The 25,711-nt window shown below is 69.4% G+C and carries 19 protein-coding genes and 1 pseudogene; 4 read left to right on the forward strand and 16 right to left on the reverse strand.

Features of this window, described 5'->3' with window-relative positions; translation table 11 throughout:
* Positions 1-36: 36 nt before the first annotated feature.
* Positions 37-1,191: a right-handed parallel beta-helix repeat-containing protein gene (locus tag ABD932_RS07300; protein ID WP_345009819.1), complete on the reverse strand. Its 1,155-nt coding sequence runs from the start codon at positions 1,189-1,191 to the stop codon at positions 37-39.
* A gap of 204 nt (positions 1,192-1,395) precedes the next feature.
* Here ABD932_RS07300 and ABD932_RS07305 point away from each other — a divergent pair, with 204 nt between their 5' ends.
* The 4 genes from ABD932_RS07305 to ABD932_RS07320 all read left to right on the forward strand — a co-directional run bounded on the left by ABD932_RS07305 (position 1,396) and on the right by ABD932_RS07320 (position 7,311).
* The gene (locus tag ABD932_RS07305) at positions 1,396-3,594 is read left to right on the forward strand and encodes a glycoside hydrolase family 43 protein (RefSeq protein WP_345009821.1); all 2,199 of its coding nucleotides are present in this window, start codon (positions 1,396-1,398) and stop codon (positions 3,592-3,594) included.
* A gap of 261 nt (positions 3,595-3,855) precedes the next feature.
* Complete coding sequence (locus ABD932_RS07310) at positions 3,856-4,260, forward strand: hypothetical protein (RefSeq protein WP_345009823.1); 405 nt, start codon at positions 3,856-3,858, stop codon at positions 4,258-4,260.
* A 166-nt stretch (positions 4,261-4,426) separates the two neighbouring features.
* Complete coding sequence (locus tag ABD932_RS07315) at positions 4,427-5,047, forward strand: ABC transporter ATP-binding protein (protein ID WP_345009825.1); 621 nt, start codon at positions 4,427-4,429, stop codon at positions 5,045-5,047.
* A complete protein-coding gene (locus ABD932_RS07320; RefSeq protein WP_345009827.1) occupies positions 5,044-7,311 on the forward strand; it encodes an ABC transporter permease family protein in 2,268 nt (755 codons plus the stop codon). The genes ABD932_RS07315 and ABD932_RS07320 overlap by 4 nt, the downstream gene beginning before the upstream one ends.
* A gap of 73 nt (positions 7,312-7,384) precedes the next feature.
* On the opposite strand, the gene ABD932_RS07325 is transcribed toward ABD932_RS07320, so the two are convergent.
* The 15 genes and pseudogenes from ABD932_RS07325 to ABD932_RS07395 form a co-directional block, all read right to left on the reverse strand.
* Positions 7,385-8,503, reverse strand: a complete 1,119-nt coding sequence (locus ABD932_RS07325) for a right-handed parallel beta-helix repeat-containing protein (RefSeq protein ID WP_345009829.1) — start codon at positions 8,501-8,503, stop codon at positions 7,385-7,387.
* Between the two features lie 38 nt (positions 8,504-8,541).
* A complete protein-coding gene (locus ABD932_RS07330) occupies positions 8,542-9,702 on the reverse strand; it encodes a dienelactone hydrolase family protein (RefSeq protein ID WP_345009831.1) in 1,161 nt (386 codons plus the stop codon).
* Entirely contained in the window at positions 9,689-10,963 is a 1,275-nt protein-coding gene (locus tag ABD932_RS07335) for a pectate lyase family protein (RefSeq protein ID WP_345009833.1), read from the reverse strand. The genes ABD932_RS07330 and ABD932_RS07335 overlap by 14 nt, the downstream gene beginning before the upstream one ends.
* A pseudogene (locus tag ABD932_RS07340) lies at positions 10,956-12,004 on the reverse strand (pectinesterase family protein). The gene ABD932_RS07335 and the pseudogene ABD932_RS07340 overlap by 8 nt, the downstream one beginning before the upstream one ends.
* Before the next feature lies 1 nt (position 12,005).
* The gene (locus tag ABD932_RS07345) at positions 12,006-13,130 is read right to left on the reverse strand and encodes a pectinesterase family protein (protein ID WP_345009835.1); all 1,125 of its coding nucleotides are present in this window, start codon (positions 13,128-13,130) and stop codon (positions 12,006-12,008) included.
* An 89-nt stretch (positions 13,131-13,219) separates the two neighbouring features.
* Entirely contained in the window at positions 13,220-14,545 is a 1,326-nt protein-coding gene (locus ABD932_RS07350; protein ID WP_345009837.1) for a pectate lyase family protein, read from the reverse strand.
* Positions 14,546-14,595: 50 nt separating this feature from the next.
* A complete protein-coding gene (locus ABD932_RS07355) occupies positions 14,596-15,393 on the reverse strand; it encodes a rhamnogalacturonan acetylesterase (protein WP_345009839.1) in 798 nt (265 codons plus the stop codon).
* A 109-nt stretch (positions 15,394-15,502) separates the two neighbouring features.
* Positions 15,503-16,864 carry an ABC transporter substrate-binding protein gene (locus ABD932_RS07360; protein ID WP_345009841.1) on the reverse strand — a complete coding sequence of 454 codons (1,362 nt, stop codon included), beginning with the start codon at positions 16,862-16,864 and terminating at the stop codon, positions 15,503-15,505.
* A 49-nt stretch (positions 16,865-16,913) separates the two neighbouring features.
* Complete coding sequence (locus ABD932_RS07365; RefSeq protein ID WP_345009843.1) at positions 16,914-18,923, reverse strand: pectinesterase family protein; 2,010 nt, start codon at positions 18,921-18,923, stop codon at positions 16,914-16,916.
* 52 nt (positions 18,924-18,975) lie between these two features.
* Positions 18,976-20,517, reverse strand: a complete 1,542-nt coding sequence (locus tag ABD932_RS07370) for a glycoside hydrolase family 43 protein (protein ID WP_345009845.1) — start codon at positions 20,515-20,517, stop codon at positions 18,976-18,978.
* A complete protein-coding gene (locus ABD932_RS07375) occupies positions 20,514-21,359 on the reverse strand; it encodes a DUF6807 domain-containing protein (protein WP_345009847.1) in 846 nt (281 codons plus the stop codon). Before ABD932_RS07375 ends, ABD932_RS07370 begins: the two co-directional genes overlap by 4 nt.
* Complete coding sequence (locus ABD932_RS07380) at positions 21,359-22,525, reverse strand: Gfo/Idh/MocA family protein (RefSeq protein ID WP_345009848.1); 1,167 nt, start codon at positions 22,523-22,525, stop codon at positions 21,359-21,361. Before ABD932_RS07380 ends, ABD932_RS07375 begins: the two co-directional genes overlap by 1 nt.
* A complete protein-coding gene (locus ABD932_RS07385; protein WP_345009850.1) occupies positions 22,522-23,835 on the reverse strand; it encodes a pectate lyase family protein in 1,314 nt (437 codons plus the stop codon). Before ABD932_RS07385 ends, ABD932_RS07380 begins: the two co-directional genes overlap by 4 nt.
* Positions 23,832-24,728: a carbohydrate ABC transporter permease gene (locus ABD932_RS07390; RefSeq protein WP_345009852.1), complete on the reverse strand. Its 897-nt coding sequence runs from the start codon at positions 24,726-24,728 to the stop codon at positions 23,832-23,834. The genes ABD932_RS07385 and ABD932_RS07390 overlap by 4 nt, the downstream gene beginning before the upstream one ends.
* Entirely contained in the window at positions 24,725-25,660 is a 936-nt protein-coding gene (locus ABD932_RS07395) for a carbohydrate ABC transporter permease (protein ID WP_345009854.1), read from the reverse strand. The genes ABD932_RS07390 and ABD932_RS07395 overlap by 4 nt, the downstream gene beginning before the upstream one ends.
* Between the last annotated feature and the right edge of the window lie 51 nt (positions 25,661-25,711).

The raw sequence follows: 25,711 nt of genomic DNA on the forward strand, positions 1-25,711 counted from the left end.
CGACAGGCGGGGCGTTCGATCTTGCGTCGTCGAGGGCTAGTTCATCGTCGAGCCGATGGTGGTGGAGCCCGTGGTGAGGAAGGTGGTCGCCGGCAGCGAGCCGTCCGACTTGCGGGCGCCGTACGCCGTCGCCGCGTCCGTCGACTTGAAGGACGGGGTCGCCACACCGCTGTCCCAGTTGTTCGCCGCCGACACGGTCGACGAACCCAGCCTGGACAGCCCCTTCTTGTTGCTCACGGCGAGATTGCGGGCGAGGCGCGCCTTGCCGGTGGCGAAGTAGAACCCGGTCTCGGCGTTGGAGTACGCGGTGTTGCGGTTGAGGGCGATCGCCCCGGTGTTGGAGTTCTCCGTGAAGCCGTGCAGCGTGTTGTCCCAGGCCGCGTTGTTGTTGACCACATGGGCCACAGAGGCGCCCCCACCGCCCAGCTTGAACCCGTTGCCGTTGCCCTCGAATGCGGAGTCGCCCCAGCGGTTCTTGCCGTTGCCGAAGGCCCAGGTGTGCCCGATGGTGACAGGCGAGGAGAACTGCCAGAGGTCGAGGCCGTCGTCGGAGTTGTTGTAGAGGCGCGCCCCGGTGACCTTGTTCCCCGTCCCGGAGCCGAACTTGATGGCGATGCCGTCGGCGTTCTGGCCGTGCCCGGCCGGGTCGTAGTTGCCGTGACTGTCCAGGTTCTGCACGAGGTTGCCGGTCGTGCCGTCGCCGCGCAGCGTGAACCCGGAGTCGCCGTTGTTCGCGGTGACGAGGTTCTTGAAGACGCCTCCCACGGACGACGTGGCGACGAAGCCCTGGGCCGGGGAGTTCTGGAAGGTGAGGTTCTGCACGGTCCAGTAGTCGCCGTAGATCCCGGCCAGCCAGGAGCCGTCGGGCAGCTTGGCCCCGTCGATCCGCACCTTCTCGCTGCCGTACGCCTGCAGCGTGATCCGCGCCGAACTCGTGCCGTTCGCCGTGGACTTGAGGGTGGCGGCCGGCTGGTAGGTACCGCCGCGCACCTGGATGGTCGTACCGGCGACGGCGTTCTTGACGGCCGACTCCAGCTGAGCGGTGCTGGACACGGTGACCGTCGTCGAGGCGGCCTGGGCACCGCCGTTCGACAGGCCGAGATAGACGCCGCCGGCCCCCGCGGAGACGGCCACCGCGGCGGCGATGGAGAGGGTGCGTGTCCTGCGGTGGCGGCCGGTGCTCAAACGCACGGGGCGTTCCTTTCCTGGGGGACGAGAGATGCCCTGCAGTGGTCGCCGCGCCCCACAGAGGTTGCCGCACCTCAGCGAAATCGACCGAAACTTTCGCTGCCCCTCATCCCGCACTCACCGATTGACGTGCTGTTTACCTCTGGCAACACTCCGAGGGCGCGCACACCGACCAACAGAAACCCCCACGCCCCCACAAGGAGTGACATGCGTCCCCGCACCCTCCTCCTCGCCTGTCTCTCGCTACTGCTCGCTCTCCTCACCGCCCCGCCCAGCACCGCCCAGTCAGGAGCACCACCCGTGCAGCAGTCCCGGTACGCCGGCTATCTCTTCGCCTACTTCACCGGCGAGGGAACCGCCGACGGCGAGCAGATCCGCTACGCCCTCAGCCGCGGCAACGACCCGCTGCACTGGCGTGAGCTGAACGCCGGGAAGCCGGTGCTCTCCTCCACGATCGGTGAGAAGGGCCTGCGCGACCCGTTCGTGATCCGCTCCCCCGAGGGCGACAAGTTCTACATGATCGCCACTGACCTGCGGATGTACCGGAACAGCAGCGGCAGTTGGGACCAGGTCCAGCGGCACGGCAGCAAGTCGATCATGGTGTGGGAGTCCACCGACCTGGTCCACTGGACCGGCCAGCGCCTGGTGAAGGTCTCCCCCGACAACGCGGGCAACACCTGGGCGCCGGAGGCCTACTGGGACGACTCCCTCGGCGAGTTCGTCGTCTTCTGGGCGTCGAAGCTCTACGCCGCCGACGACCCCGACCACACCGGATCGACGTACAACAAGATGCTGTACGCGACCACGAAGGACTTCCGCACCTTCAGCGAGCCGAAGGTCTGGGACGACCCCGGCTACTCGGTCATCGACTCGACGGTCGTGCAGCACAAGGGCACCTACTACCGCTACACCAAGGACGAACGGGACCCCGGCTCCTCCAGTCCCTGCTCGAAGTTCATCACCGCGGAGAAGTCGACGAGCCTGACCGACACGTCGTACGACTTCGTGGCCGACTGCATCGGCAGCGGCGCGATGGAGCGGGGTGAGGGCCCGACGGTGTTCAAGTCGAACACCGAGGAGAAGTGGTACCTGTTCATCGACGAGTACGGCGGCCGCGGCTACGTCCCCTTCGAGACGACCGACCTCGACTCGGGCAAGTGGACCCCGTCCACCGACTACCAGCTCCCCGCAAGTCCCCGGCACGGCACGGTGATCCCGGTGACGCAGGCGGAGTACGACCGGCTGCTGTCCGCGTACCCCGCGAGCCCCGCCTCGGTGGTGGACGCGACGGCGAAGGACCAGAAGGGGTACGCGATCGTCACCGAGAGCGCCTCGAAGGTCGTCCTGCCGATGCGGCCGGGGGCCGACCTCGCGCGCCTGGCCCCGAAGTTGTGGGCCGGTGAGGGCGCCACGGTCAGCCCGGGCTCCGGCACCCGGCGCGACTTCCGCAAGCCGCAGTCGTACACCGTGACGGCGCCGGACGGCACGAAGCGCACCTGGACGGTCGAGGCGGTACGGACCGGAAGCCCCGTCCTTCCCGGCCTCAACGCCGACCCGGACGTGCACTACCTGAACGGCGAGTACTGGATCTACCCGACGACCGACGGCTTCCAGGGCTGGAGCGGGACCAGGTTCAAGGCGTACTCGTCGAAGGACCTGGTCCACTGGAAGGACCACGGCGTCATCCTCGACCTGGGCCCCGACGTGTCCTGGGCGGACAAGTACGCCTGGGCGCCGGCGATCGCCGAGCGCGACGGCAAGTACTACTTCTACTTCTGCGCCGAGCAGCAGATCGGCGTCGCGGTGGCCGACTCCCCGGCGGGCCCCTTCAAGGACGCGCTCGGCAAGCCGCTGGTCGCCAAGGGCGGGGCGTGGAGCGGCCAGATGATCGACCCGGCGGTGTACACGGACGACGACGGGACGTCGTACCTGTACTGGGGCAATGGTCACGGCTACGTCGTCCCGCTGAACGACGACATGGTGTCGTTCGACGCGTCGAAGGTGCGGGACATCACGCCCGACAACTTCCGCGAGGGCTCCTTCGTGATCAAGCGGAAGGGCACGTACTACTTCATGTGGTCCGAAGACGACACGCGCAGCGAGAACTACCACGTGGCGTACGCGACCGGCCCGTCCCCGCTCGGGCCGTGGACCAAGCGCGGCACGATCCTGCAGAAGCGCCCGGAGTACGGCATCCTCGCCACCGGCCACCACTCGGTGGTGAACACCCCCGGCACGGACGACTGGTACATCGTCTACCACCGCTTCGCCCTGAACGGCCCCGGAAAGGCGGGCGGTGACGGCATGCACCGCGAGACGACCGTCGACCGCATGGAGTTCGCGGCCGACGGCACGATTCTGCCGGTGGTGCCGACGCTGGAAGGGATCAAGCCGGTGCGGAACTGACGCCGACGAGGCCGCGATGCGAAAAACGGGGTCCGGGTTCCCTCTGGTTGGTGCGATGTCCGTAAAGGGTGTGCAGGGTATTCGCGAATGCTCACGCGACGGCGAGCCCGAGACCGAAAAGTTGATCATCTTTCGGCCAGATGGTGTTAGCGTTCCCAGCGCCCGGTGATCAAGGTTTGGCACCGGGACAAACGGGAGGAAAAACAAGTGAATCGAAAGCTGGCTGTCGGTGTGCTCGCGACCGGGCTCTTTCTGACTGGCATGGGGACAGCGTTCGCCACGGCAAGCGGGGGAACGACCAGTGCGGCCGAGGCTCGTGCCGCGTGGAAGGGCATCCCCACGCTGAACAGCGGGGGTGTCCAGTTCAAGGACGCCAAGTACAAGTTCGAGCCTGCGCACCCCAACCCCAACAAGGGTGCCTTCCACTGGAAGGGCAACCTCCGGGACGCCGACCACGGCGACGGACACAACGTCTACGTGCAGGTCCGCGTCGAGGGGTACGACTGGAGCCGGTTCAACGGCAAGCAGAAGAAGACCGTCTGGCTGGACAAGCTCAGCTACGACGGTGCCGCGCTGCACACCGATGACGCCTGGATACGGGCCTGCCGTGACCGGGGTTCGCTCCGCCCGGACAACTGCTCGGTGACGAAGGCATACCACCGCTAGGAAAGACTGACGGGTGACACCGTCAGTCACAGAAATACCCTTGGGCCCCGGACTGACCGCCGGGGCCCTCCGGCCTCCGGGGGACACGATCAGTACCAGTACGTCAGACACGTCACACATCCTCTCCGCGAGCGGTGTCGAGCTCTCCTACGGCTCCACACCGGCCGTGCGCGACGCCCACCTCGCGCTCGCGCGGGGCGAGGTCGCGGCGATCACCGGGGCGAGCGGTTCCGGCAAGTCCTCGCTGCTCTACTGCCTGGCGGGCGTGCTGCCACCGTCCCGGGGCCGGATCAGTTTCGAGGGGCAGGCCTACGCCGACCTGGACGACGAGGAGATCAGCGCCCTGCGCAGGGAGCGGTTCGGGTTCGTCTTCCAGTACGGCGAGTTGCTGCCCGAGCTGACCATCGAGGAGAACACCGCCCTGCCACTGCGCCTCGCCGGTCAGCGCAAGCGGCCCGCGCTCACAGCCGCCGCCGAGGTGCTCGACCGGCTGGGGATCGCCGACCTGCGTGAGCGGCGGCCTTCGCAGGTGTCCGGCGGGCAGAACCAGCGCGTCGCCGTCGCCCGGGCCCTGGTGCACAAGCCTGCTGTCGTGTTCGCGGACGAGCCGACCGGCGCCCTCGACAGCGCCAACGCCGGTGCCGTTCTGAAGGAGTTCCTGGATCTGGCCCGCTCGCAGGGCACCGCCGTGCTGCTGGTGACCCACGATGCGACGGTGGCCGCCCGCGCCGACAGCCGCTACACCATGGCCGACGGGGTGCTCGCCCCCATCGGAGCGGCGGGATGAGGGAGTTCCTGCTCGGTCTGCGGTTGCTGTTCGGGTCCGGTCGGGGCAACCGCGCCCGGTTTGTGCTGATGACCCTGGGCGGGTCGCTCGGCGTGTGCTGTCTCGCCCTCGTCCTCACGATCCCGGCGATCCTCGATGCCCACGACGGGCGGGCCGCCGCCCGGTACCCCCGGGTCCACGCCGGTGAGCCGACCGGTCAGCGGACCCTGGTGCAGGAGTTCCGGGACCCGCACGGCTCCAGGCCGTTCGGCCGCGTCTTCATCGCCCCGGGCACACAGGACACGCCCGCGCCACCGCCCGGCCTGAGCAGGCTGCCCGGCCCGGGCGAGGTGTACGTCTCCCCTGCCCTGCGCGACCAACTCCAGCGCGAGCCCGGCCTCAAGGGCCTGCTGCCCGGCACCGAGAAGGGCCTGATCGGCGCGGCCGGTCTGACCGACCCCAACGAGCTGTACGCCTATATCGGCACGACCCGTGACCACCTCGGCGGCGACGCCCGGGCGTTGAAGAGCTTCGGCAGCCCGTACCCGCCCACCTGGGCCGTCGACCCCTCCACGCTGGAGATCCTCCGCTTCACTCTGGCCACCCTGGTCCTGCTGCCCCTCGCCGTCTTCCTGTCGGTGTGCGCCAAGCTGTCCGCCGCCAGCCGCAACCGCCGGCTCGCGGCCCTGCGTCTGCTCGGCGTCAGTGCGAAGGGCACCCAGCGGGTCAACGCCGCCGAGACCGTCGTGGCGGCCCTGCTCGGTGCGGCCCTCGGCCTCGCGGAGTTCTGGCTGCTCAACCAGATCGTCGCCCGGACGGGCCTGCCCGGCCTGAAGTGGTACGCCGCCGACGGCGCGATGTCGGGGCAGACAATGGCCATCTGTCTGCTCGGTTGTCCGGCGCTGGCCTGGTTCGTCGGCCGGGCGAGCGCCCGCGCGGCGGCCCGGAACCCGCTCGCCACCCGCCGTACGGCGGCCCCCAGGGCGCCCCGTGTCTGGGGTGGGCTGCTGCTCGTCACCGGTCTGGGGATCATCATCGGCTTCAGTGCCACCGGGCTGACCGACCACCCCGCGCGCAGCGACGGCATCAACGCCCTCCTGGTGCCGGGCGGTGTGCTGCTGACCGGCCTCGGCCTGGTCCTGACGCTGCCGTTGCTGTCGTACCTGCTGGCCCAGCGGCTCGCCCGTTCGGGCAACCTCGCCCTCAACCTGGCCATGCGCCGCAACGAGGTCGAACCGGGCAGCGCGATGCGCGTGGTCACAGGCCTGGTCCTGCTGGTGTTCTCGGCGTCCCTCGCCCAGGGCGTCCTGGTCGAGCTGAGCCAGGTCTCGCGCAACACCTCGCCGACCCAGGAGTACGGTCTGCAGATGTCCCAGCTGAGCCGGGACCAGCAGCAACGGCTGCGTGAGATTCCCGGCGTGGAGGTGTCCGCCGTCGTCATGGACTTCGACAACGACCTGCAGAGCGACACCGACGACAACCAGGCCACCGCCCTGATCGCCACCTGTGCCCAGCTCTCCGCGCTGACCCGGCGGGTCGAGGGCTGTGTGGACGGCGAGGTGATGCGCATGTCGGACCCGAACACCGGGGACGAGCCCTTCAAGACCTCCACCTACACGCTGGAGAAGGACGGCAAGCGCATGACCCTGCGCATCCCGGTGCCGAAGGACACCGTGCTGTATGCGGGTCAGGGCGTGACGAACCTGTCCAGCGTCTACATCCTCGTCCCGCCCGGCAAGCTGCCGCCCGGCGCCGTCCCGGCGTCCGCCACGCTGCTCCTCGCCTCCTCCTCCGATCCGTCGACGGTGCGCTCGGTCCTGGACGGGATCGGCGCGATCGCACCGACGGCCGACGTGGATCCGACGGGCATCAACATCGAGGCCCTGCAGCAGCTCACGGTGATCAAGACGCTCCTCGTGCTGGGCATGGTGATGGGTCTGGTCATCGGCGTCGCCGCGTTCCTCGTGTCGGTCACCGACCGGGCCGTGGAACGCCGGTCCCAGGTCACCGCCCTCGCTCTCATCGGAGCCCGGGCCGGCACCCTGCGGGCGGTGCAGTGCCTGCAGGTCGTCCTGCCGCTCGCGATCGGCCTGCTGCTGGCCCTGGTCGCGGGCAAGCTGGCCGAGACCGCCTATCTGGTCACGGGCGGCGGCGAGATCTTCTGGGACGGCGCGGGCGTGCCTGTACTGCTGGTCTCCACCCTCGTCGTCGTTGCCCTAGCGATCCTCGGCACCCTCCCCCTGGTCGGCCGCCGCATCGATCCGGAGCTGATCCGCCGGGACTGATCGGCATACGGGACCCATGCCCGAAGCGGGCCGGAGCGCACTCTCCGGCCCGCTTCGTCCGTCACCGGACAGCTCAGTCCATCGTCGCCCCGATGGTCGAACTCCCCGTCGTCAGAAACGTCGTCGCAGGCAGAGTCCCGCTCGAACTGCGCGCGTTGTACGTACTCGACGCATCCGTCGACCGGAACGCGGGAGTCGATATCCCGGAGTCCCAGTTGTTGCCGGCCGAGACAACCGAGGAGCCCTTGTTCACCGTGCCGCCGCCGTTGCTCACGGCCAGGTTCTTGCCGAGCCGGGCCGCGCCGGTGGCGAAGTAGTAACCCCACTTGGCGTTGGCGTACGCCGTCGTGCGGTTGATGACGATCGCGCCCTTGTTGCTGTTCTCGGTGAAGCCGTTGCCGGCGTTGTCCCAGGCTGCCGAGTTGTTGATGACGTGGGCCACGGTCTCGCCGTCGCCGCCCAGCTTGTAGCCATTGCCGTCGCCCGCGAAGGCGGAGTCGGACCAGCGGTTCTTGCCGTTGCCGAAGGCCCAGGTGTGCTCGACGGTGACGGGCGAGGAGAAGGACCAGAAGTCCAGCCCGTCGTCCGAGTTGTTGTAGAGGCGGGCCCCGGTGATGAGGTTGCCGGTGCCGGAGCCGAACTTCACGGCGATGCCGTCGGCGTTCTCACCGTGGTTGGCCGCGTCGTAGTGGCCGTAGGAGTCGATGTTGCGGACCGTGTTGTTGACGGTGCCGTCCCCGGTGAGCGTGAACCCGGAGTCGCCGCCGTTGATGGTCTTGATGTTGTTCCAGTTGGTGCCGGTGCAGGACTGGCAGACGACCGCGCTGTCCGGGGAGTTCTGGAAGGTGATGTTGGAGACGTTCCAGTAGTCGGCGGTCAGCTTGAAGATCCAGGAGCCGGAGGGCAGCGACGACCCGGCGATCTTGACGGTCTCCGAGCCGTACGCGGTGAGTGTGATCGGCGAGGAGGACGTGCCGTTGGCCGTCGACTGAAGCGTGGCCGTCGGGTAGTAGGTGCCGCCGCGGACCTGGATGACGGTGCCGGCGGTGGCGTTCTTGATGGCGTTGGACAGATCGGTCGAGTTGCTGACGACCACGGTCGCGGCCTGGGCCTGGGCCTGGGTGGGGAGTACGGCCAGGCAGCTGCCCAGGGTCAGGGCCGCCAGAGCGGTGAGAGCGGTACGACGAGACATGGGGAGCGGTTCCTCTCTCGTGCGGGTGGGGGGATGGTTCACAGGGCGGAGTCGAGCCAGTCGGAGACCTCGTCCTGCATGGGTGCGGTGAAGACATGGCCGAGGTCGGGCCAGGTCTGCAGCCGCAGCCGCTCCTCGGCGTGGCAGGAACGCCAGACGGCGCGCAGCTTGGCGTGGGCCACGCGGACGCCGTCGGCGGGGAACAGGCGATCGAGGCCGCCGTTCAGGAAGAACATCGGCCTGGGGGCGGCGATGCTCGCCACGTCGGGGAAGTCGAGATGCCGGGCGAGCCCGGGGTGGAGCATGTAGTACGCCGACTGCCCGCGCAGGGTGTTGTTGCCGGGCACCATCATTTCCTTCAGGCCGGTCATCCAGCCGACGCTCACCGCGGCGGCGATGTCGTCGCTGAGCGCGGCCGTCTGCCAGGCGCGGTAGGCGCCCATGGAGAACCCGACGGCCGCGACCCGGCGCGCGTCCACGCGGTCGAGGCCCGCCAGGAAACCGGCGGCCCTGGTGTCCTCGCGGGCCATGAGCCCGGCGAGTGAGGAGCCTAGGTTGTAGAAGTTTGAGGCGAGGGCCTGCTGTTGGTCGTAGACGAGCGGGCCTCGGTCGGCCCAGCCGAGGGCGTCCAGGCAGAGGACGACGTAGCCGCGCCGGGCCAGTTCGTCGCCTACGAAGCGTCCGCTGAAGTACTTGTCCGCCCAGGCCTGCGCCGAGGCGAGCCGCGTGTCGTCGTACCAGGGCCGGACCAGTTTCTCCTTCCCGATGTCGAACTTGGCGCCGTGGTCGTGGAGGAGCAGGACGGCGGGGAAGGGGCCGGTGCCGTGCGGAGTGAGCAGCACACCGCGGACGCGTTCGTACGGGGTGAGGGAGAGCGTCACCAACTCCCGCCCGTATCCGTCCCCTTGTGGGCCTTCCGCGAGTTCAGCGGCGTACGGTGTCCCGTCCGGGCGGGGCACGAGGAGGTGCTCCTCGACCTTGGCGCGGGCGGCCCGGCGCCAGGCGCGGATGTCGTGGATCGGTGAGTGTCCCCAGGCGAGCGGGAAGGTGAGCCCGTCCTTGAGGGCCGGGTGGAAGTCGGGCAGCGGACCGTCCACCACGGCCGCCTCCGCCCCGCTCACCGCTCCTCCGGCGAACAGCGCCGCCGCCCCGGCCCCGACCACGAAAACCCGGCGTCCCACGGCGTCATGGCCGCTCATACGCCCTCCCCGTGCCGGCGTGCCGGACGACGTACTCCTCGACCGCCGACGCGGACGTGAGGGGCCGGTAGTCGTAGACGTCGGCGGGATGCCAGCCGACGTCGGGCGTGAGGCCGAGGCCGGCCGCCACCGAGTTCAGGTGGCCGGGGCGTCCGTTGAACCACGACCCGGTGTCCTGGAAGCGGTCGCCTCCGTAGTCCGCGACGGCGAGGGCGAGGGCGCCCTGCCGGTAACGGAACACATTGCGCTCGGAGAAGATCGCGGACTCCACGCCGACGCCGAGGGCGTAGACGGTGTCGGCGGCCCGTCCCCGGTACACGTTGTTGACGACGTGCACCTGCCCGAAGCGGACGCGCGGGGCGCGCTGCGCGATGTCGGTGAACAGGTTCCGCAGGAACGTCACCTTCAGGTGCCCCCGGTCACGGTCCCCGCGCCCGTCGCCGGACCCGACGAGGATCGCCTTGTCGTGGTCCTCGAAACGGCTGTCGGAGACGGTGACGAAGTCGGAGCCGTCCTCGATGTCCAGCAGCCCGTCGTGCCGCCTGACGTGCTCACCGTGGAAGCCGAGGGGTGCCTCGCGGTCGGGGAACCGGCCGTCGGTGAAGGTGCAGTGGTCGATCCAGATGTTCCTGCCGGTGATGACGGTCAGCGCGTCGAAGCGGGCGTTCCAGCTTCCCCGCGCCCCGTCCCCCGGCGACCAGGTGGTGAAGTGATCGACGGGCGCTTCGAGGTGGAGGTTCCGTACGACGATGTTCGTGCCGGTGTTGACGGTCAGGAAGACCCCGAGGAGCCGGGCGTCGTCGCCGGCCCCGACGAGCGTGGTGTTGCTCGGCACGGTCAGCTGGATCTGCGCCTTCTCCTTCGCGGATCCGGCCTGCCGGAGCTGACGCTGCTGCTTGCAGTGGTCGTGGCGGGTGTCGGACCACTCGGCGCCGTCCTCGCCGAAGCAGGACATGTACTTGGCGAGGTCGTATCCGGGCGCGTAGTCCTGCTCGCCGAGCAGCGAACCGTCCGCCGCCTCATGCCCGTTGATGTCGCCGACGACCCGGATCACCTTCGGTGCGACAGGGTCGCCGCGGTTGCCGAGGGCCTCCTTGAGCTCGGCGCGAGTACGCACCGTCCAGGTCGTGCCGCCCGCGCCGCCGGTGGTGCCGGTGCCGGTGGCGGCCCAGCCGACGGGTTCGCGGACGGGGGCCGCCGAGGCGACCGGAGCGGCCCACAGCAGGCCCACGCAGACGAGGAGTGCGGCCACCCTACGCATACGGCCGCCACAGTCCCGCAGATACGTCTTCCTCGTGTGCAACTCGGCTTCGGCAACGGCGAGTTGAGGCCGGTTCTCCGGCACCGTGGTCACCGCCCCCGGCCCGCTGTTGCGGTACTCCCAGAACCGCATGGTCTGCCAGGGGTACTGCTCGCGCATGTTGGTGTACGGCGCCACCGCGTCGATCCCCGGCCCGATCCGGGTGTCCCGCACGACGAGGGACGGCCAGGCGGTCGTCTCGTACGACGGCACCCAGGGCCGGGCCAGCTTGTACGCCCCGTCCTCGGCGCCGGAGGTGATGCGGGAGCGGACGGCGAGGATGCCGTACGGGTTGGCGCGGGCGGTGGACGGGGCGAAGACCATGCCCTTGGGGGTGAAGTCCACGTCCCGTCGCAGCGTGCGGAAGTGGCATTCCTCGAAGACGGCCGTCGCCCGCCCGAAGACGAAGTCGACGTCGCCGTCGATGTAGCAGTGGCGGAAGTACTGCCGGTCGAAGGTGTCGAGCGCGGTCGTGTCGACGAAGAGGGTGTCCTGGTGGGCGAGGAAGCGGACGTTCGCGAAGGACGACCGGTCGCCGGTGATGTACGCCGCCACCGCCTGCGTGCCGGTGATGTCGGGGTGGTCGGCGCGCAGCCAGTCGTTGGCGAGGGTGAGGTCGCGGACGGTGAGGCCGGGGGCGGCCGAGGTGAAGGTGGCGGAGCCGGCGGTGCCGTAGGTGCCCGAGCCGTCGGGCTTGGGGGTGCCGTTGGCGTTGTCGTGGACGATGACGGCGTCGCGCGGGTTCCTGGTGGCACCGCGCAGCGTCAACTCGGCTTTCGCCACGGGGACTTTCACCACCTCGCGGTACGTCCCCGGGTGCACGACGATCGTCCAGCCGGGGCCGTCCACCGCGTCGACGGCCGCCTGCACCGAGCCACCGGGCCGGACGTGCAGCACCCGGCGGCCGACACCACCGGCGAAGGCGGGGGACCCGACGGCGACCAGTCCTCCGGAGACCCCGGCGATCCCTGCCATCCCCGCCAGGAGAGTCCGCCTGCGCATCTCAGCGGCTCTCCTTCCACGGCGTCCAGTCGCCGAGGTACGCCTCACGGGTCGCCGACTCGGCCTGCACGGCGGTGAGTTGGGGCCGGTTCTCCGGAACGGTGATCTCCGCTCCCGGCCCGGCGTTGCGGTACTCGGCGAACCGCTGCTCCTGCCAGGGGAAGGACGCCGACATGTTGGTGTAGGGCGCGACCGCGTCGATGCCGGGGCCGAGGTGGGTGTCGCGGACGGTGAGCGAGGGGCGGGCGGTGGGGTCGGAGCTGGGCACCCAGGGGCGGGCCAGCTTGTAGTAGCCGTCCGGGGCCTCGCTGGTGATGCGGCTCCTGGTCACCAGGTAGCCGCGCGGGTTTGCACCGGCCGTCGAGGGCGCGAAGACGAAACCGTACGGGGCGGACGACAGGTCGGTCCGGGTCAGGGTCCGGAAGTGGCAGTGCTCGTACACGGCCGTGGCCCGCCCGAAGACGAAGTCGACGTCACCCTCCGCGTAGCAGTGCGCGAAGTACTGGCGGGCGAAGACGCCGAGGGCCATGGAGTCGGCGTACAGGGTGTCCTGGTGGCCGAGGAACCGGCAGTGGTGGAACGCGGAACGGTCGCCCTGCACCTTGATGGCGACGGCCTGGGTGCCGCTGATGCCGGGGTGATCGGCGCGCAGCCAGTCGTTGGCGAAGGTGATGCGGTGGGCGGTGAAGCCGTCGGCCTGGACGAGGGTGGTGGCGGAGCCGGTGGTGCCGTAGGTGCCGCCGCCGGGCTTGGGGGTGCCGGCGGCGTTGTCGTAGACGATGACGACGTCACGCGGGTCCCGGCCGGCGCCGAGCCAGGTCATCTCCGTACGGGTCACGTCGACGGCGACCGTCTCGCGGTACGTCCCCGGCGCGATGACCAGCGTCCGGCCGCTGCCGGTAGCGGCGCTCACGGCGGCCTGGACGGTGGTGAAGTCGCCCTGGCCGGACGGGTCGACGTAGAGGGTCTGCGGGGTCAGGCGGGCGGCCGGGGAACCGTAGCGGCCGAAGGGGCAGGGGCGGGTGGCGGCTCGTGCGGGGTATGGCGCGAGGGCGAGTGCGGTGGCGGCGCTCGCGGTGAGGAATCCCCTTCTGGACAGGGGAAGTCGGAGGTGGGGCGAGGGCATGCGGGTGCTCCTTCGCAGGGCGGCTCGTGCTGGTAGTGGCCGGGGAGGGGCGGCCGAGCCTGCTGTGCGCCCCTCCCCCGGTGGGTGCGTCAGCCCAGGCGGCCGGCGCCCGCGCAGCGGTTGACGATCCCCGGCACCGCCTTGGGGTTGTCGACCTTGGTCCGGAGGGTCGGTGTCCATCCGGCGCCGGACTGGAGGGTCTCCGCCGGGATCTCGGCGTTGTGCACGGCGATGAGATCGGTCAGCTTGCCGTTGACGTAGTTGTTCTCGGCGGTCAGCGGCGACTCGTTCCACTTCTTCAGGACCTTGCCGACGCTCGCCCCGGCCGGCAGCGAGATGGCGTTGTCGCTGGCGTGGAGCTGCGAGGAGATGCCGACACCGAAGATGTAGTAGTCGTCCTTCTGTTCCTCGGTCACCACGTAGTGGTTGTTGTAGACGTCGACCTGCCCGAACCGCACGCGCGGGGAGCGCTGGAGGATGCCGTCGAAGCGGTTGTGGTGCATGGTGACCTTGAGCTTGCCGCCGTCGGTGGCGGCGAGGCCGTCGCCGTTGCCGATCAGCATGTTCTTGTCGTGGTCCTGGAAGCGGTTCCAGGACACGGTCACGTAGTTGGAGCCGCGCACGATGTCCGTCAGTCCGTCGTGCTGCTGGAAGACCTTGCCGAAGTAGACCGGCCGCTCGCTGTCCGGGTACCGGCCGTCGGTGAACGTGTTGTGGTCGAGCCACACATGGTCGGTGCCGTAGACGACGACGGCGTCGTACTCGGAGTTCCAGTTGCCGGTCTTGTTGTCGTCGGTCGGGTCCCACTTGGGGAAGCAGTCGAGCGGGGCCTCGATGGTGAGGTTGCGCAGGATGACGTTCGAGACGCCCTTGATCTGGAGGCTGCCGCCGAGGATGCCGGAGTTCCTGCCGACGCCGACGATGGTGGTGTTGCTGGGGATGTTGGCCTTGATCTCCGTGTCCTGGTTGGCGGCGGAGGCGACCCGGGCGTCCTCCTGCGGACCGCTGGCGACCTCGTCGTTGCCCCAGACGGCGGGGTCGTACGCCTTGAGGTACTCCTGAAGGTCGTAGCCGCCGGTGACGAAGGCCTCGCAGCCCTCGGAGACGGCGTCGATCAAGCCCTTGACCTGGATGATCTTCGGCGCGTCACCGCCGGCCTTCAGCGCGGCCTTGAACTCGGCCCAGGTGGTGACGGTGTAGACGTGCTCGGCGTCGGCGGCCGACCCACCGGTCGTCCCCGCTCCCTCCGAGCCCCAGCCGTCACCAGCCCCGAGGACCTGCCGGCCGAGGTCACGGGGCCCGGCCTGCGCTCCGGTACCGGTCAGCCCGAGGACGAGCGCGGTGCAGCCGATCAGAACAGCGGCCCTCTTGACGGTGGCCCTTGTGGCATGCCCATGCCATACGTGTGTGTTCATTGTGCGGCTCTCTCTTCTGCGATCGGAGGGTGGTTGAGCGGCGGGTTGGTTTAAGCGGCAGAGGCTTCCGGCCAGGTGATCCAGGACTCCGGGATCTCCTCGTCGAGCCGGCGCACGTCCTGCGGACCGAGCACCCGCGTACGCAGCAACTCCCGCACCACGAGACGCGCCACGGCGATCGCGCCGGACGGGTTGAAGTGCGTGTTGTCCTGTTCGGTGGCGGTCCAGTTGAAGTACTTCTTCGTCTCCTCGACCCCGAGCCGCTGCCACAGCGCGAGCGACAGTGCCTGGATGTCGAGCAACGCGACGCGCTCCTCCTGCGCGAGCGCCCGCATCGCCGCCGGATAGTCGCCGTGCGTCGGCACGGCGTTGCCTTCGGCGTCGAACCGCCGCCGCTCGACGGCCGTGGCCAGCACCGGCCGCGCGCCCCGGGCCCGGGCCCCGTCGATGTACAGCCGTAGATGGTCCTGGTACGTCGTCCAGGGCTCGGTGTACCGAGCGGGGTCGGTGACCTTCTCGTCGTTGTGCGCGAACTGGATCAACAGGAAGTCGCCGGGGCGAAGGGCGGCGAGGATGACATCCAACCGCCCTTCATCGACAAAGCTCTTCGAACTACGCCCGTTCACAGCATGGTTGGAAACGAGCCGGTCCTTGTGCAGAAAGAAGGGGAGCGCCATGCCCCACCCGGTCTCCGGGGCGGCGTCGACGTATTTCTGGGCGGCGGTGGAATCACCGGCGATGTAGAGAGTGCGATGACGCGGGGTTGCCTGTGCGGTACCGGCGACCGCGACGCCGAGGGGAACGGCGGCGAGCGCCGCCACGGTGACCTGTCTACGGGAGAGCGACACGAGGGGTCCCTTTCAGGCAAGGGGGGTGCACCCCCCTTAGGGGCGCGGGGAACTGCGCGACCAGCCACAACCAACCCGCAGCCGGCCGCGCACAGAAACAACCGAGCTCTTAGCCGTTCCGCTCCGTCCACTCGGCCTGAGCCTCATTCAGCTGCTCAGCCACCGTGTCCAGAAACTCCTTCGCACTCATGTCCCCGTTCAGCACCTTCTGGAAGTTCGGCTCGTTGTCGGCCTTGGAGATGGTGTTCCAGTCAGGCAGGTAGTACGGCAACTGCACAATCGTCGTAGACCCGTCGGTCAACGCGGCGGCAGCCAATTTCGTGGGCTCAGCCTCAGAAATCCACGCGTCCTTCGCGGCGTCATTGTTCGACGGCACCTGCCCAGCCGCCTCATTGAACTTCGAGTTCTCCTCGTGCGAGGTCGCGAACTCGATGAACTTCCAGGCGGCTTCCTTGTTCCCGGAACTCTTGAACAGCCCCATCCCGTCAACGGGGTTTGACACCTGAACCCGCTTACCGGCGGAGCCGACCGGCTGCGGAATCCCCCGGAACTTGTCGGTCCCCAGCGCCTTCACATGGTCCTGGTACGACCCCAGGTTGTGGTTCAGCATCCCGATCGTGCCGGAGTCCCACTGCGCGACCATCTTGGTGAAGTCGTTGTTGAGGTCGGCGGCCGGAGTGACCTTCTTGTACAGGGCCGCGTACTTCTCCAGCGCGGCCACGTTCTTCGGGTCGTTGACGGTGGTCTTCTCACCACTCGCGTCCCAGAACGACGTGATCCCGGACTGCCCGTACATCGCGTCCAGCGCCTGCGCGATGGACCCGGAGCCACCACGGATGGTGTACCCGAACTCGTTCTTCCCGGCGTCGGTCAGCTTCTCCGCGGCCTCGTAGAACTTGTCCCAGGTCGTCGGCTCGTCCAGCCCGGCCTTCTTGAACAGGTCGGTGCGGTAGTACAGCACACCGTTGTTCGCGGAGGTCGGCACCGAGTACAGCTTGCCGTCACCACCGCCCGCGGCCTTCAGCGAAGCCACCATGTCCTCGTTGAGCTTGCCGCTCAGGGAGGACTTGGCGAGCCGGTCGTCCAGCGGCTCCAGCGCGTTCTGCGCGGCGAACCCGGCGAGCATGGCCGCACCGACACCGCCGACGTCCGGCAGGCTGTCGGCCTGGATGGCGGTGTCCACCTTGGACTGGTAGTCGGTGGACGGGATCCCGACGTACTCGACCTCGATGTCGGGGTTCGCCTTCTCGAAGTCGGCGATGATCTCCTTCCAGATGTCGGTGCGGACACCGCCGTTGTTGTCCCAGAAGACGATCTTCCCCTTGCCGCTGCCCTCGGCGCCCTTGTCGCCGCCCGTGCCGCTCCCGTCGTCACCGCAGGCGGTGGCGGTCAGGGCGAGCACGGCGCTCAGGGCGACGGCGGCCGACGTGCGGCGCCCGCCTGTGCTGCTCCTGCGATTGCTGATCTTCATTGGTCGGCTCTCTCTTCTGGATCAGACGGAGATATGAAGTTGTGGGGGGTCAGTGGCGGGCGTACGGCTTCCAGCCGTCGGCGCCCTTGAGGTAGTCGGCGACGGTGTGGGACCGCGCCTCCTCGTCGCTCATCTGCGGCCGGTCCGCGGTGACAGCGGCCCCCGGTCCGAAGTTCCGGTACTCCGCGAACCGCGCGTCCTTCCACGAGAACCCGCTCATGTCGGTCCAGGGCGACGACTTGACCGCCGCCGGCAGCTCGGTCTCCCGGATCAGCACCTGCGCCACCGCCGCCGGCTCACCGCCCGGGTGCCAGGGCCGCCCGAGGTGGTAGGTCCCGTCGGGCGCGTCGCTCACGATCCTGGAGCGGGTGATCAGGAAGCCGTACGGATTGCCGGTCCAGGTCGAAGCGGCCGTCACATAACCGTTGTTGCTGCTGGACCCTCGGCTCAGCGCACGGATCACCGACTGCTCGATGACGGTCGTCGCCCGTCCGTAGACGAAGTCGACGTCGCCCTCGATGCACGAGTCCCGGACGTAGACCCGGCTGATCACGTCCAGCTTTGGGCTGTCGGTCATCAGCGTGTCCTGGTTGCCCAGGAAGGCGGTGTTCTCGAAGACGATCCGGTCACCCGTCGTCTTCATCGCCAGCGCCTGCTCACCGTTCAGCTCGTGCGCGGCCTCGTCGAAGTCGTTGCTGAAGGTGAGGTTGCGGGCGGTGACGTCGTGCGCGGCGATCCTGACGGTCGCGCTCCCCGTCGAACCCCCGTACGCGGCAGGCGTGTCGAAGACGATGACGGTGTCGGACCGATTCCGCCCCTTGCCCTCCAGCACGATGTTCGGCTTGCCCGCGGGGATGAACACCTTCTCGCGGTACGTCCCGGGCGCCACGGCGATCGTGACCCGCCCGGCGTTCCCGTCCGGCACCGCGTCCACGGCGGCCTGCACCGTCGGGTACTCCCCGGGGACGTGCAGCGTCACCGAGTCCCCGATCCGCTTCTGCGGCCCGGAGAACCGCGTCACCAGCGCCGGGACGGCGGCCGCCGGGTCGAGCCGGTAGTCGTAGAACTCCCGCGGATCGAAGGCGGCACCCCACTCGTCCTGCCGCCCGCTGACGTTCTTCAGGATCGACCCGCGCTCGACCAACTCGGCCGTCGCGTCGGCCTGATAGGGGTGCTGGACCCCGTCGTAGTAGCCGTTCTCGATGACCATCCGCGTCCTGCCGCGCGACCAGTTCCCGTACGTCCACGTCGGGTCGCCGTCGGCCACCTGCGCCGACAGGTAGTTGTTGTAGAGGTGGGCGTAGGCGCAGTTGTCGGCCGACGGGTTGCGCTGCTTGGTGCCCGTGAACCAGTTGTGGTCGACGGTGATCTGCGTCTGGACGTTGGTCGTCCATCCGATCCCGAACGCCTTGTTGTGGTTCGTGAACTGGTTGTAGGAGACGGTGATGTACTGGCTGTCCTTGCGGATGTCGAGCAGCCCGTCGCCCATGTGCGTGAAGCGGTTGTGGTCGATCCAGACGTGGTCGACGGTGTCCATCTGGATCGCGTCGAAGTCGGTCGTCTTGCCGTCCCAGTCGCCCTCGACGTAACTGTCGCGGATCGTCAGGTTGCGGATGATGACGTTGCTCGTGCCGGGGTTGAGGTGCAGCTCGCCGTGCACGATCTCGCCGGTGTCGCCGACGCCGACGAGCGTCTTGTTCGACCCCACCACGATGTCCGAGCCGAAGGGCTCGACGTCGATCGAGCCCGACACACGGATGATGTATGGCTCCTCGGCCGCCGCGTACTTGGCCAGCGAGGCCTGGTCCGTGACGGTGACGACCTTGCCGCCCGCCCCGCCGGTGGTGCCCCCGGCGAGGGAGGCGAAGCCGTGGGGCCGGTCGGTCCAGCGGTCGACGGAGGCCGAGGTCGCCGTAGGACTCGCGGTCTTCGGCTCCCCTACGGCCTTCGCCTCCCCTATCGCGCCGAGGCTCAGCGCGGCGACAAGGCCGAGCACGGCGGCCAGGACCTTGCCGTGCCCCGGTCTCTGCAAGCGCTTGCTATCAAGGTGCTGCGTCATTGCGGCTCCCAACAGGCTTACGGGCAGGTGCGTTACAAGCGGGTCAGGTGCGTTACAGGGGGTCGATCCTGAAGTGCGAGAAGGTTGCCGCGCCGGCGTGTCCGGTTCCGGCGGGCGCGAGGGCGAACAGGCCGAGCAGGGCACCGACCCAGCGCCAGGGCGTGGCGGCGAAGACCGGCCCGGAAGGACGCGGGCCGTCTCCGTCGGGGGGCCTGGGGGGTGTCCCCCCAGAAGGCAGCGTGTAGAACAACCGGCAGCGCGCCCCCGCCCCGATCTCGATCCGCAGCCGCACTCGTCCCTCCGGTGCGAGCCGCGCGTGCTCGGCGTCCCGCTCCCGCTCGGCGACGGCTTCCGCGAACCGGTGCACGACATGCACCGCCCCGTCCGTGCCCCGCTGGAGCCCGATCCAGGCGAAGGCGTCCCCGAGCACCGCGAGCCCCGCCCGCGCCCCGGGTTCGTCGCTGTCCAGCCGTAGTTCGACCTCGACCGCGCAGGGCGTGCCGGGCAGCCGCTGGGTGAGGACGTTCGGCAGTTTGCGCAGGTCGTGGGCGTCGGCCGAGCGCACGCAGGCCAGTTTCAGGCCGTCGCCGGAGTGCTGGGTGGCCCAGCCGTCCTGCGGGTTGGCCGTCCACGACCACTGGCGGCCGAAGCGTCCGCCGGGGAAGTCGTCGTCGGTGGCGGGCGCGGCGGGCGGCTGCGGCGGGAGGTCGGGGGTGCGGTGGACGACGACGGGGGCGCCGTCGTCGCCGAGCACCGGCCAGCCGTCGGCGCCCCAGCTCATCGGCTGGAGATGGACGACACGGCCGTACGCGCCGCGCTGCTGGAAGTGCAGGAACCAGTCCTCACCGGACGGGGTGCGCACCCAGCCGCCCTGGTGCGGTCCGTTGACGTCGGTGTCCTTCTGTTCGAGGACGATCCTCTCCTCGTACGGCCCGAAGAACTCGCGCGAGCGGAAGGCACCCTGCCAGCCCGTCTCCACTCCCCCGGCCGGCGCCAGGATCCAGAACCAGCCGTCGTGCTGGTAGAGCTTGGGTCCTTCGAGGGTGAACCAGCCGGGGATCCGGTCGCCGTCGACGATCAGCTTGCCCTCGTCGAGGAGTTCGGTGCCGTCGGGGTGCATACGGTGGCCGGTGAGGCGGTTCTTGACGCCGGAGCGGGACTTGGCCCAGGCGTGCACGAGGTAGGCCTCGCCGGTCGCGTCGTCCCAGAGGGGGCAGGGGTCGATCAGGCCCTTGCCGGCCTTCACCAGGTGCGGCTTGGTCCAGGGGCCGCGGATCTCGGGGGCGTTGACCTGGAAGATGCCCTGGTCGGGGTCGCCCCAGAAGATCCAGAAGCGGTCGTCGTGGTGCCGGAGCGAGGGGGCCCATACGCCGCAGTCGTGGCGGGGCGCCGCGAACTCCCGCGCCGGTTCGAGGTGGTCGACGGCGTGGCCGACCAGGGTCCAGTTGACCAGGTCGCGGGAGTGCAGCAGGGGCAGGCCGGGGGCGCGGCCGAAGCTGGAGGCGGTGAGGTAGAAGTCGTCGCCGACGCGGACGACGTCAGGGTCGGACCAGTCGGCGTTCAGGACGGGGTTGGTGTAGGTCCCGGTCGTCACTGGCTCACCGCCTTGCGGACCAGAGCCGCCACTTCGAGACGGGGAAGCCGGCCGTCGGCGACGACGGTGACGATCCGCCGGACGACGGTCTCGCCCGGCGGAACCGCCAGCCGCTCCTCGGCGGCCAGCGAGGAGCCGACGCCCGGATACTCCTCGGCGCGCACGAACCACGGGTCCTGCCGGGTCTCTTCGGTGGCCCCGGCGAAGACGAGCGTCCAGGTGCCGCCCGCGAGGGCGACCCAGTCGGCGCGGGTGCCGTGGACGGCCGCCTCGCCCTCGCGGTCGACGGTGAACACCTCCGGCGCCGACGCCTCCTTGCGGGCCCGCCAGAAGAAGCCGCCGTACGCGGCGCCGGGGCGTCCGTTCGTCGCCGGGCTGCCGATGGACAGCGGGTCCGGGGTGACGTTGGTCAGGGAGAAGGTGAAGTCCAACGCCCAGGCGAACGTGGTGAGTTCGGTTGCCGCGACCGTACGGCGTTCACGCAGCAGCTCGGCTCCGGAGGCCACCCAGCGCAGTTCCTCGACGAAGCCGTCGGGGTCGCGGAGCTGGAAGGCGGTGTGCCGCTGGGCTCCGTGGTTGTCCAGCTCGGTCGGGCCCTGGTCGCGGACGTAGGTGCGGCCGCCCCAGAAGTTGGACCCCTCGACGTCGGGAACGGCGACACCGACGCCGAGGTGGTGTGTGTGGTCGGCCGGGCTGAGCTCGGTGACCGCCGTGCCGGCCAGGGTGGTGACGGGGTGGAGGTACGGGCGCGGGGAGAGCCGGGCCGGGAGTTCGGGCCGGGTGACGTACCGGCCGACGGGCCGGCCCGCGACGCGCAGCACCGGGGTGTCGTGGGGGGTCATCAGGTGCTCACCTCGTTGTTTCGTGCCGGCGGTACCCAGGGGGCGCCGAGCTCGGAGTAGAGGGCGAGGGTGTCGGCGGCGGCCGCGACCAGGCCGTCGATGCCGGGCACGACCCGGCGCTGCTCGTCGGGGAGCAGCTGCCAGGCCCCCTCCGGCAGCGGGGCCGGGTCGGGGGCCAGTCGAATCGCTTCAACGACCTTCATGAAGGCGCCGGTCGCGTCGGGTGTGACCAGCAGGTCGGCGCCGTCGGTGAGGTGCTCGACGAGGTTCTCCAGCAGGTCGGTGCGGCCGTACTCGAACTCCTCCGGGCCGTGGTTCGCGCGCTGGAGCAGGACGCGGTCCTGCTTGTACCAGAAGGTGATCCGGCCCTGTTCGCCGTGGACGATGACGTACGGCTCGTCGGGGTCCTCGGCGCACAGGGTCGCGCCGACGACGATCTGGCGGCCGGTCGTGGTGACGCGGACGCAGGAGGTGTCGTCGGACTCGATGTCGTTGGCGCGCAGCAGCTCGGTCTCGATGCCGGTGACGTCCTCGGCGCGAGTGGTGCCGCCCAGCGCGAGCGCGGTGGCGACGGCGTGGGCGAGCGGGTTGGTCAGCACGCCGTCGATGACGTCGACACCGTTCAGCCTTCGCTTGCCGGCCCAGGGTGCCCGCCGGTAGTACGCCTCGGGACGCGCCCAGGCACCGGCCCCGCCGATCCCGACGATCTCGCCGACGGCGCCCTCGGCCATCAGCGTCCGGATCGCCGGCACCGCGTGCGAGCCCAGCGACTGGAAGCCGATCTGACAGGCGACCCCGGCCTCGGCGACCCCGTCGGCCATGCGCCGGAACTCGGCGTACGACGGGGCGGGCGGCTTCTCCAACAGGAGGTGCACGCCCCTGCGCGCGGCCGTCAGCGCGAGGTCGGTGTGGGTCGGGATCGGCGTGCAGATCACCGCGATCCGCGCGCCGGTGGTGTCGAGCAGGGCACCGAAGTCGGCGGACTGCTCGGGCGCGCCCGAGGGCAGGACGAGCCCGTCGGGAAGCTCCCCCTCGCTCAGCGGGGTCAGCTCGCAGATCCCCGCCAGCCGGACGATCCCCTTGTCCTGGAGCCGGCGGATGTTCTCCAGGTGCCAGCGGCCGTGGCCGCGCGCGCCCGCCAGGACGATGGGTACGGCAGTGCTCATGGGATCCTCCCTGCGCCCGCGCCACGGGCCACCGCTCGGTCGGCCGCCCCGGCGCTGTCGATCTTTGTGTGCAGGGTAGGTGTCCAGCCGACGTCGGCCGTGAGATCGCGCTCGCTGCCGGAGTTGTAGGCGTTGTGGATGGCGAGCAGGTCGACCGGGAAGCCGTTGAAGAGGGTGCCGGACTGGTGGAGGGCGCTGCCGTTCCAGCTCTTGACCAGGTCGGCGACCTCGATGTGGCCGGGGGTGTGGAAGGCGTTGTTCTCCGCGAAGATCGCCGACTCGGTCGACACGCCGATCGAGTAGCGGTAGTCGTGCGCGTCGGCCGGGACGACGTACCGGTTGTTGTAGAGGTGCACCTGCCCGTAGCGGACGCGGGGCGCGCGCTGGACGACGGACTCGAACTCGTTGTGGTGCAGGGTGACCCGCAGCTTGCCCCGGTCACCGGTGGCCGTGTCGCCGTTGCCGACAAGGATCGCCTTGTCGTGGTCGGCGAACCTGCTCCAGGAGACGGTGACCAGGTCGGAGGCGTTGGTGATGTCGAGCAGGCCGTCGTGGCGGAGGTAGTTGCGGCCGAAGTACGTGGGCTCCTGCTCGTCCGGGTGACCCTTGTCGCTGAGGATCACATGGTCGATCCACACATGTGTGGCGCCGCGCAGCCATATGTTGTCGTACGCCGTCTTCCAGTCGCCGAGGCCACCTGTGTTGGGCTGCCACACAGGGAAGCAGTCGTAGGCGTCGCGCAGTTCGAGGTTGCGGACGATGACGTTGTCCGCGCCCTCGATCTGGAGGCTGGCGCCCTTGAGTACGGCGCTGTCGCCGAGTCCGACGATGGTGGTGTTGGAGCCGACGGCCAGCTCGATCCGCTCGGCCTGTCTGGCCGCCGAGGCCTGGCGGGCCTCCTCCTGCGGGCCGCTGGGCCTGGCGGAGCCCCAGGTGCGGGGGTCGTAGGCGGCCAGGTACTTCTTGGTGCCGTAGCCGTCGGTCGCGTAGTCGGCGCAGTCCAGGTGGTCGCCGTCGTCGTCGGTGTTGACGTCGATGGTCCCGGCGACCCTGATGATCTTCGGCGTGGCGCTGCCGCCGTCGAGGGCGCGGACGAGCTCACTGCGGTCGCGTACGGTGAAGACGTGGGCGTCGTCGGCGGTGGAACCCCCCGTGGTACCACCGTCGGCCGAGGCCCAGCCGTCGTTCGGGGCGAGGGTGTCGCGGCTGATGTCGCGGGAGTCGTCGGCGTGGGCGGGGACGCAGAGCAGTGCCAACAGCGTGGTCAGCGCCGCGACCTGACGGAACCTCAGGGACTGACGCGGTCTCATCCCTTCACCGCCCCCGCGCTGAAGCCCGTGATCAGCCACTTCTGGATGAAGGCGAACACGATCACGACGGGTACGGCCGCGATGATGCCGCCCGCGGCGAGCGCGCCCAGGTCGACGCTGTCGGCGCCCATCAGGGTGTTGAGGCCGACCGGGATGGTCTGCTTCTCCTGGTTGTTGAGGAACATCAGGGCGAACAGGAAGTGGTTCCAGGAGTGCACGAAGGCGAAGGAGCCGACGGCGATCAGACCGGGCCGCAGCAGCGGCAGGACGACGATCCTGAAGGCCGTCATCCGGTTGCAGCCGTCGACCCACGCCGCCTCCTCCAGGGAGTACGGCACGTTCTTGATGAAGTTGCTGATCAGGATGATCGACAGCGGCAGCTGGAACACTGTCTCCGCGATGATGACGCTGCCCAGCGAGTTGATCATCTGCAGCTCGGCGAAGATCTCGAACAGCGGGACCAGGAGCAGCGCACCCGGCACGAACTGGGAGCAGAGCAGGGCGAGCATGAACGCCCGCTTGATCTTGAAGTTGAAGCGCGCGAGGGCGTAGCCGCCGGCCAGGGCGACGAGCGTCGTCATCAGCAGGGTGACGACGCCGACGAGCACGCTGTTCTGGAAGTACGTCCCGAAACTCCGCTCCGTCCAGACCTTCTCGAAGTGGTCGAAGGTCATCGGCCAGGGCACGAGCGAGGTCGAGCCGGCCGGGCGCAGGGAGAACAGCAGGATCCAGTAGAACGGGATCAGGGTGAAGACCAGGTAGATCGACAGCGGGAGGTAGATCTGCCAGCGCGGGACCTCGTCGTAGGCGCGGTGCTTCTTCCTCGGACGGGGCGGTTCGGGAGCGGCGCGCACGGGTGCGGGCGCGGTCTTGGTGGCTTCCTTCACGCTCACTTGTCCTCACCTCCGAACTTGCTCAGCCGCAGATAGACCATCGAGCAGAAGAGCAGGATCACGAACGCGACCGTGGTCAGGGCGGACGCGTAGCCGAAGTTGTGCGCGTCGACGCTGGTGTTGGCGATGTAGAGGGGCAGGGTGGTGGTCACTCCCGCCGGTCCGCCGCCGGTCAGCGTGTACAGCAGGTCGACGTTGTTGAACTCCCAGACCGCGCGCAGCAGCGTGGACAGCACGATGGCGTCCTTCAGATGCGGCAGCGTGATGTGCCAGAACTGCTTGATACGGCTGGCCCCGTCGACCTCGGCGGCCTCGTACAGGTCCTTCGAGACGGACTGGAGGTCGGCGAGGATGAGGATCGCGAAGAACGGCACGCCGCGCCACAGATCGGCGATGATCGCCGCCGGGAACACGGTCGAGGTGTCCGACAGCCAGCTGGTGCCGTAGGAGCCGATGCCGACGTCGGCGAGGTAACGCGTGATGCCCGTCTGGGAGTTGTAGAGCAGCACCCAGATCGCCGAGGTCAGCACACCGGACACGGCCCACGGGGAGAACACGAGCGCGCGGCCCAACGCCCGTCCCACGAAGGTCTGGTTGACGATCAGGGCGAGCGCGAGCCCGAACAGCAGCTGCAGCCCGACCTCGACGAACACCCACTTGGCGCTGAAGACCAGCGTGTCCCAGAACAGCGGGTCCTCGGTGAAGGCGTGAACGAAGTTGTCGAGGCCCGTGAAGCCGTTCCGCCACGGCTTGGTGGGGTTGTACTCCTGCAGGCTGTAGTAGAAGACGCTGATCACCGGGTAGGCGATGAAGCCCAGCATGAGCAGGGCGGCGGGGGCGATCAGCAGATACGGAAGCCGGCGCGGCGTGGCGGAGGCACGGCGTCGCCGGGGTGGCGCGGGCGGTTTCGCCACGGCTGCGGCTTGGGCCATGACTGTTCTCCGTTCTCGGTGAAGCGCTTTCCGATCATCGTTCGGGATTTC

Origin of the sequence: Streptomyces shaanxiensis (genome assembly GCF_039537145.1) — a bacterium.
Taxonomy (GTDB): Bacteria; Actinomycetota; Actinomycetes; order Streptomycetales; family Streptomycetaceae; genus Streptomyces; species Streptomyces shaanxiensis.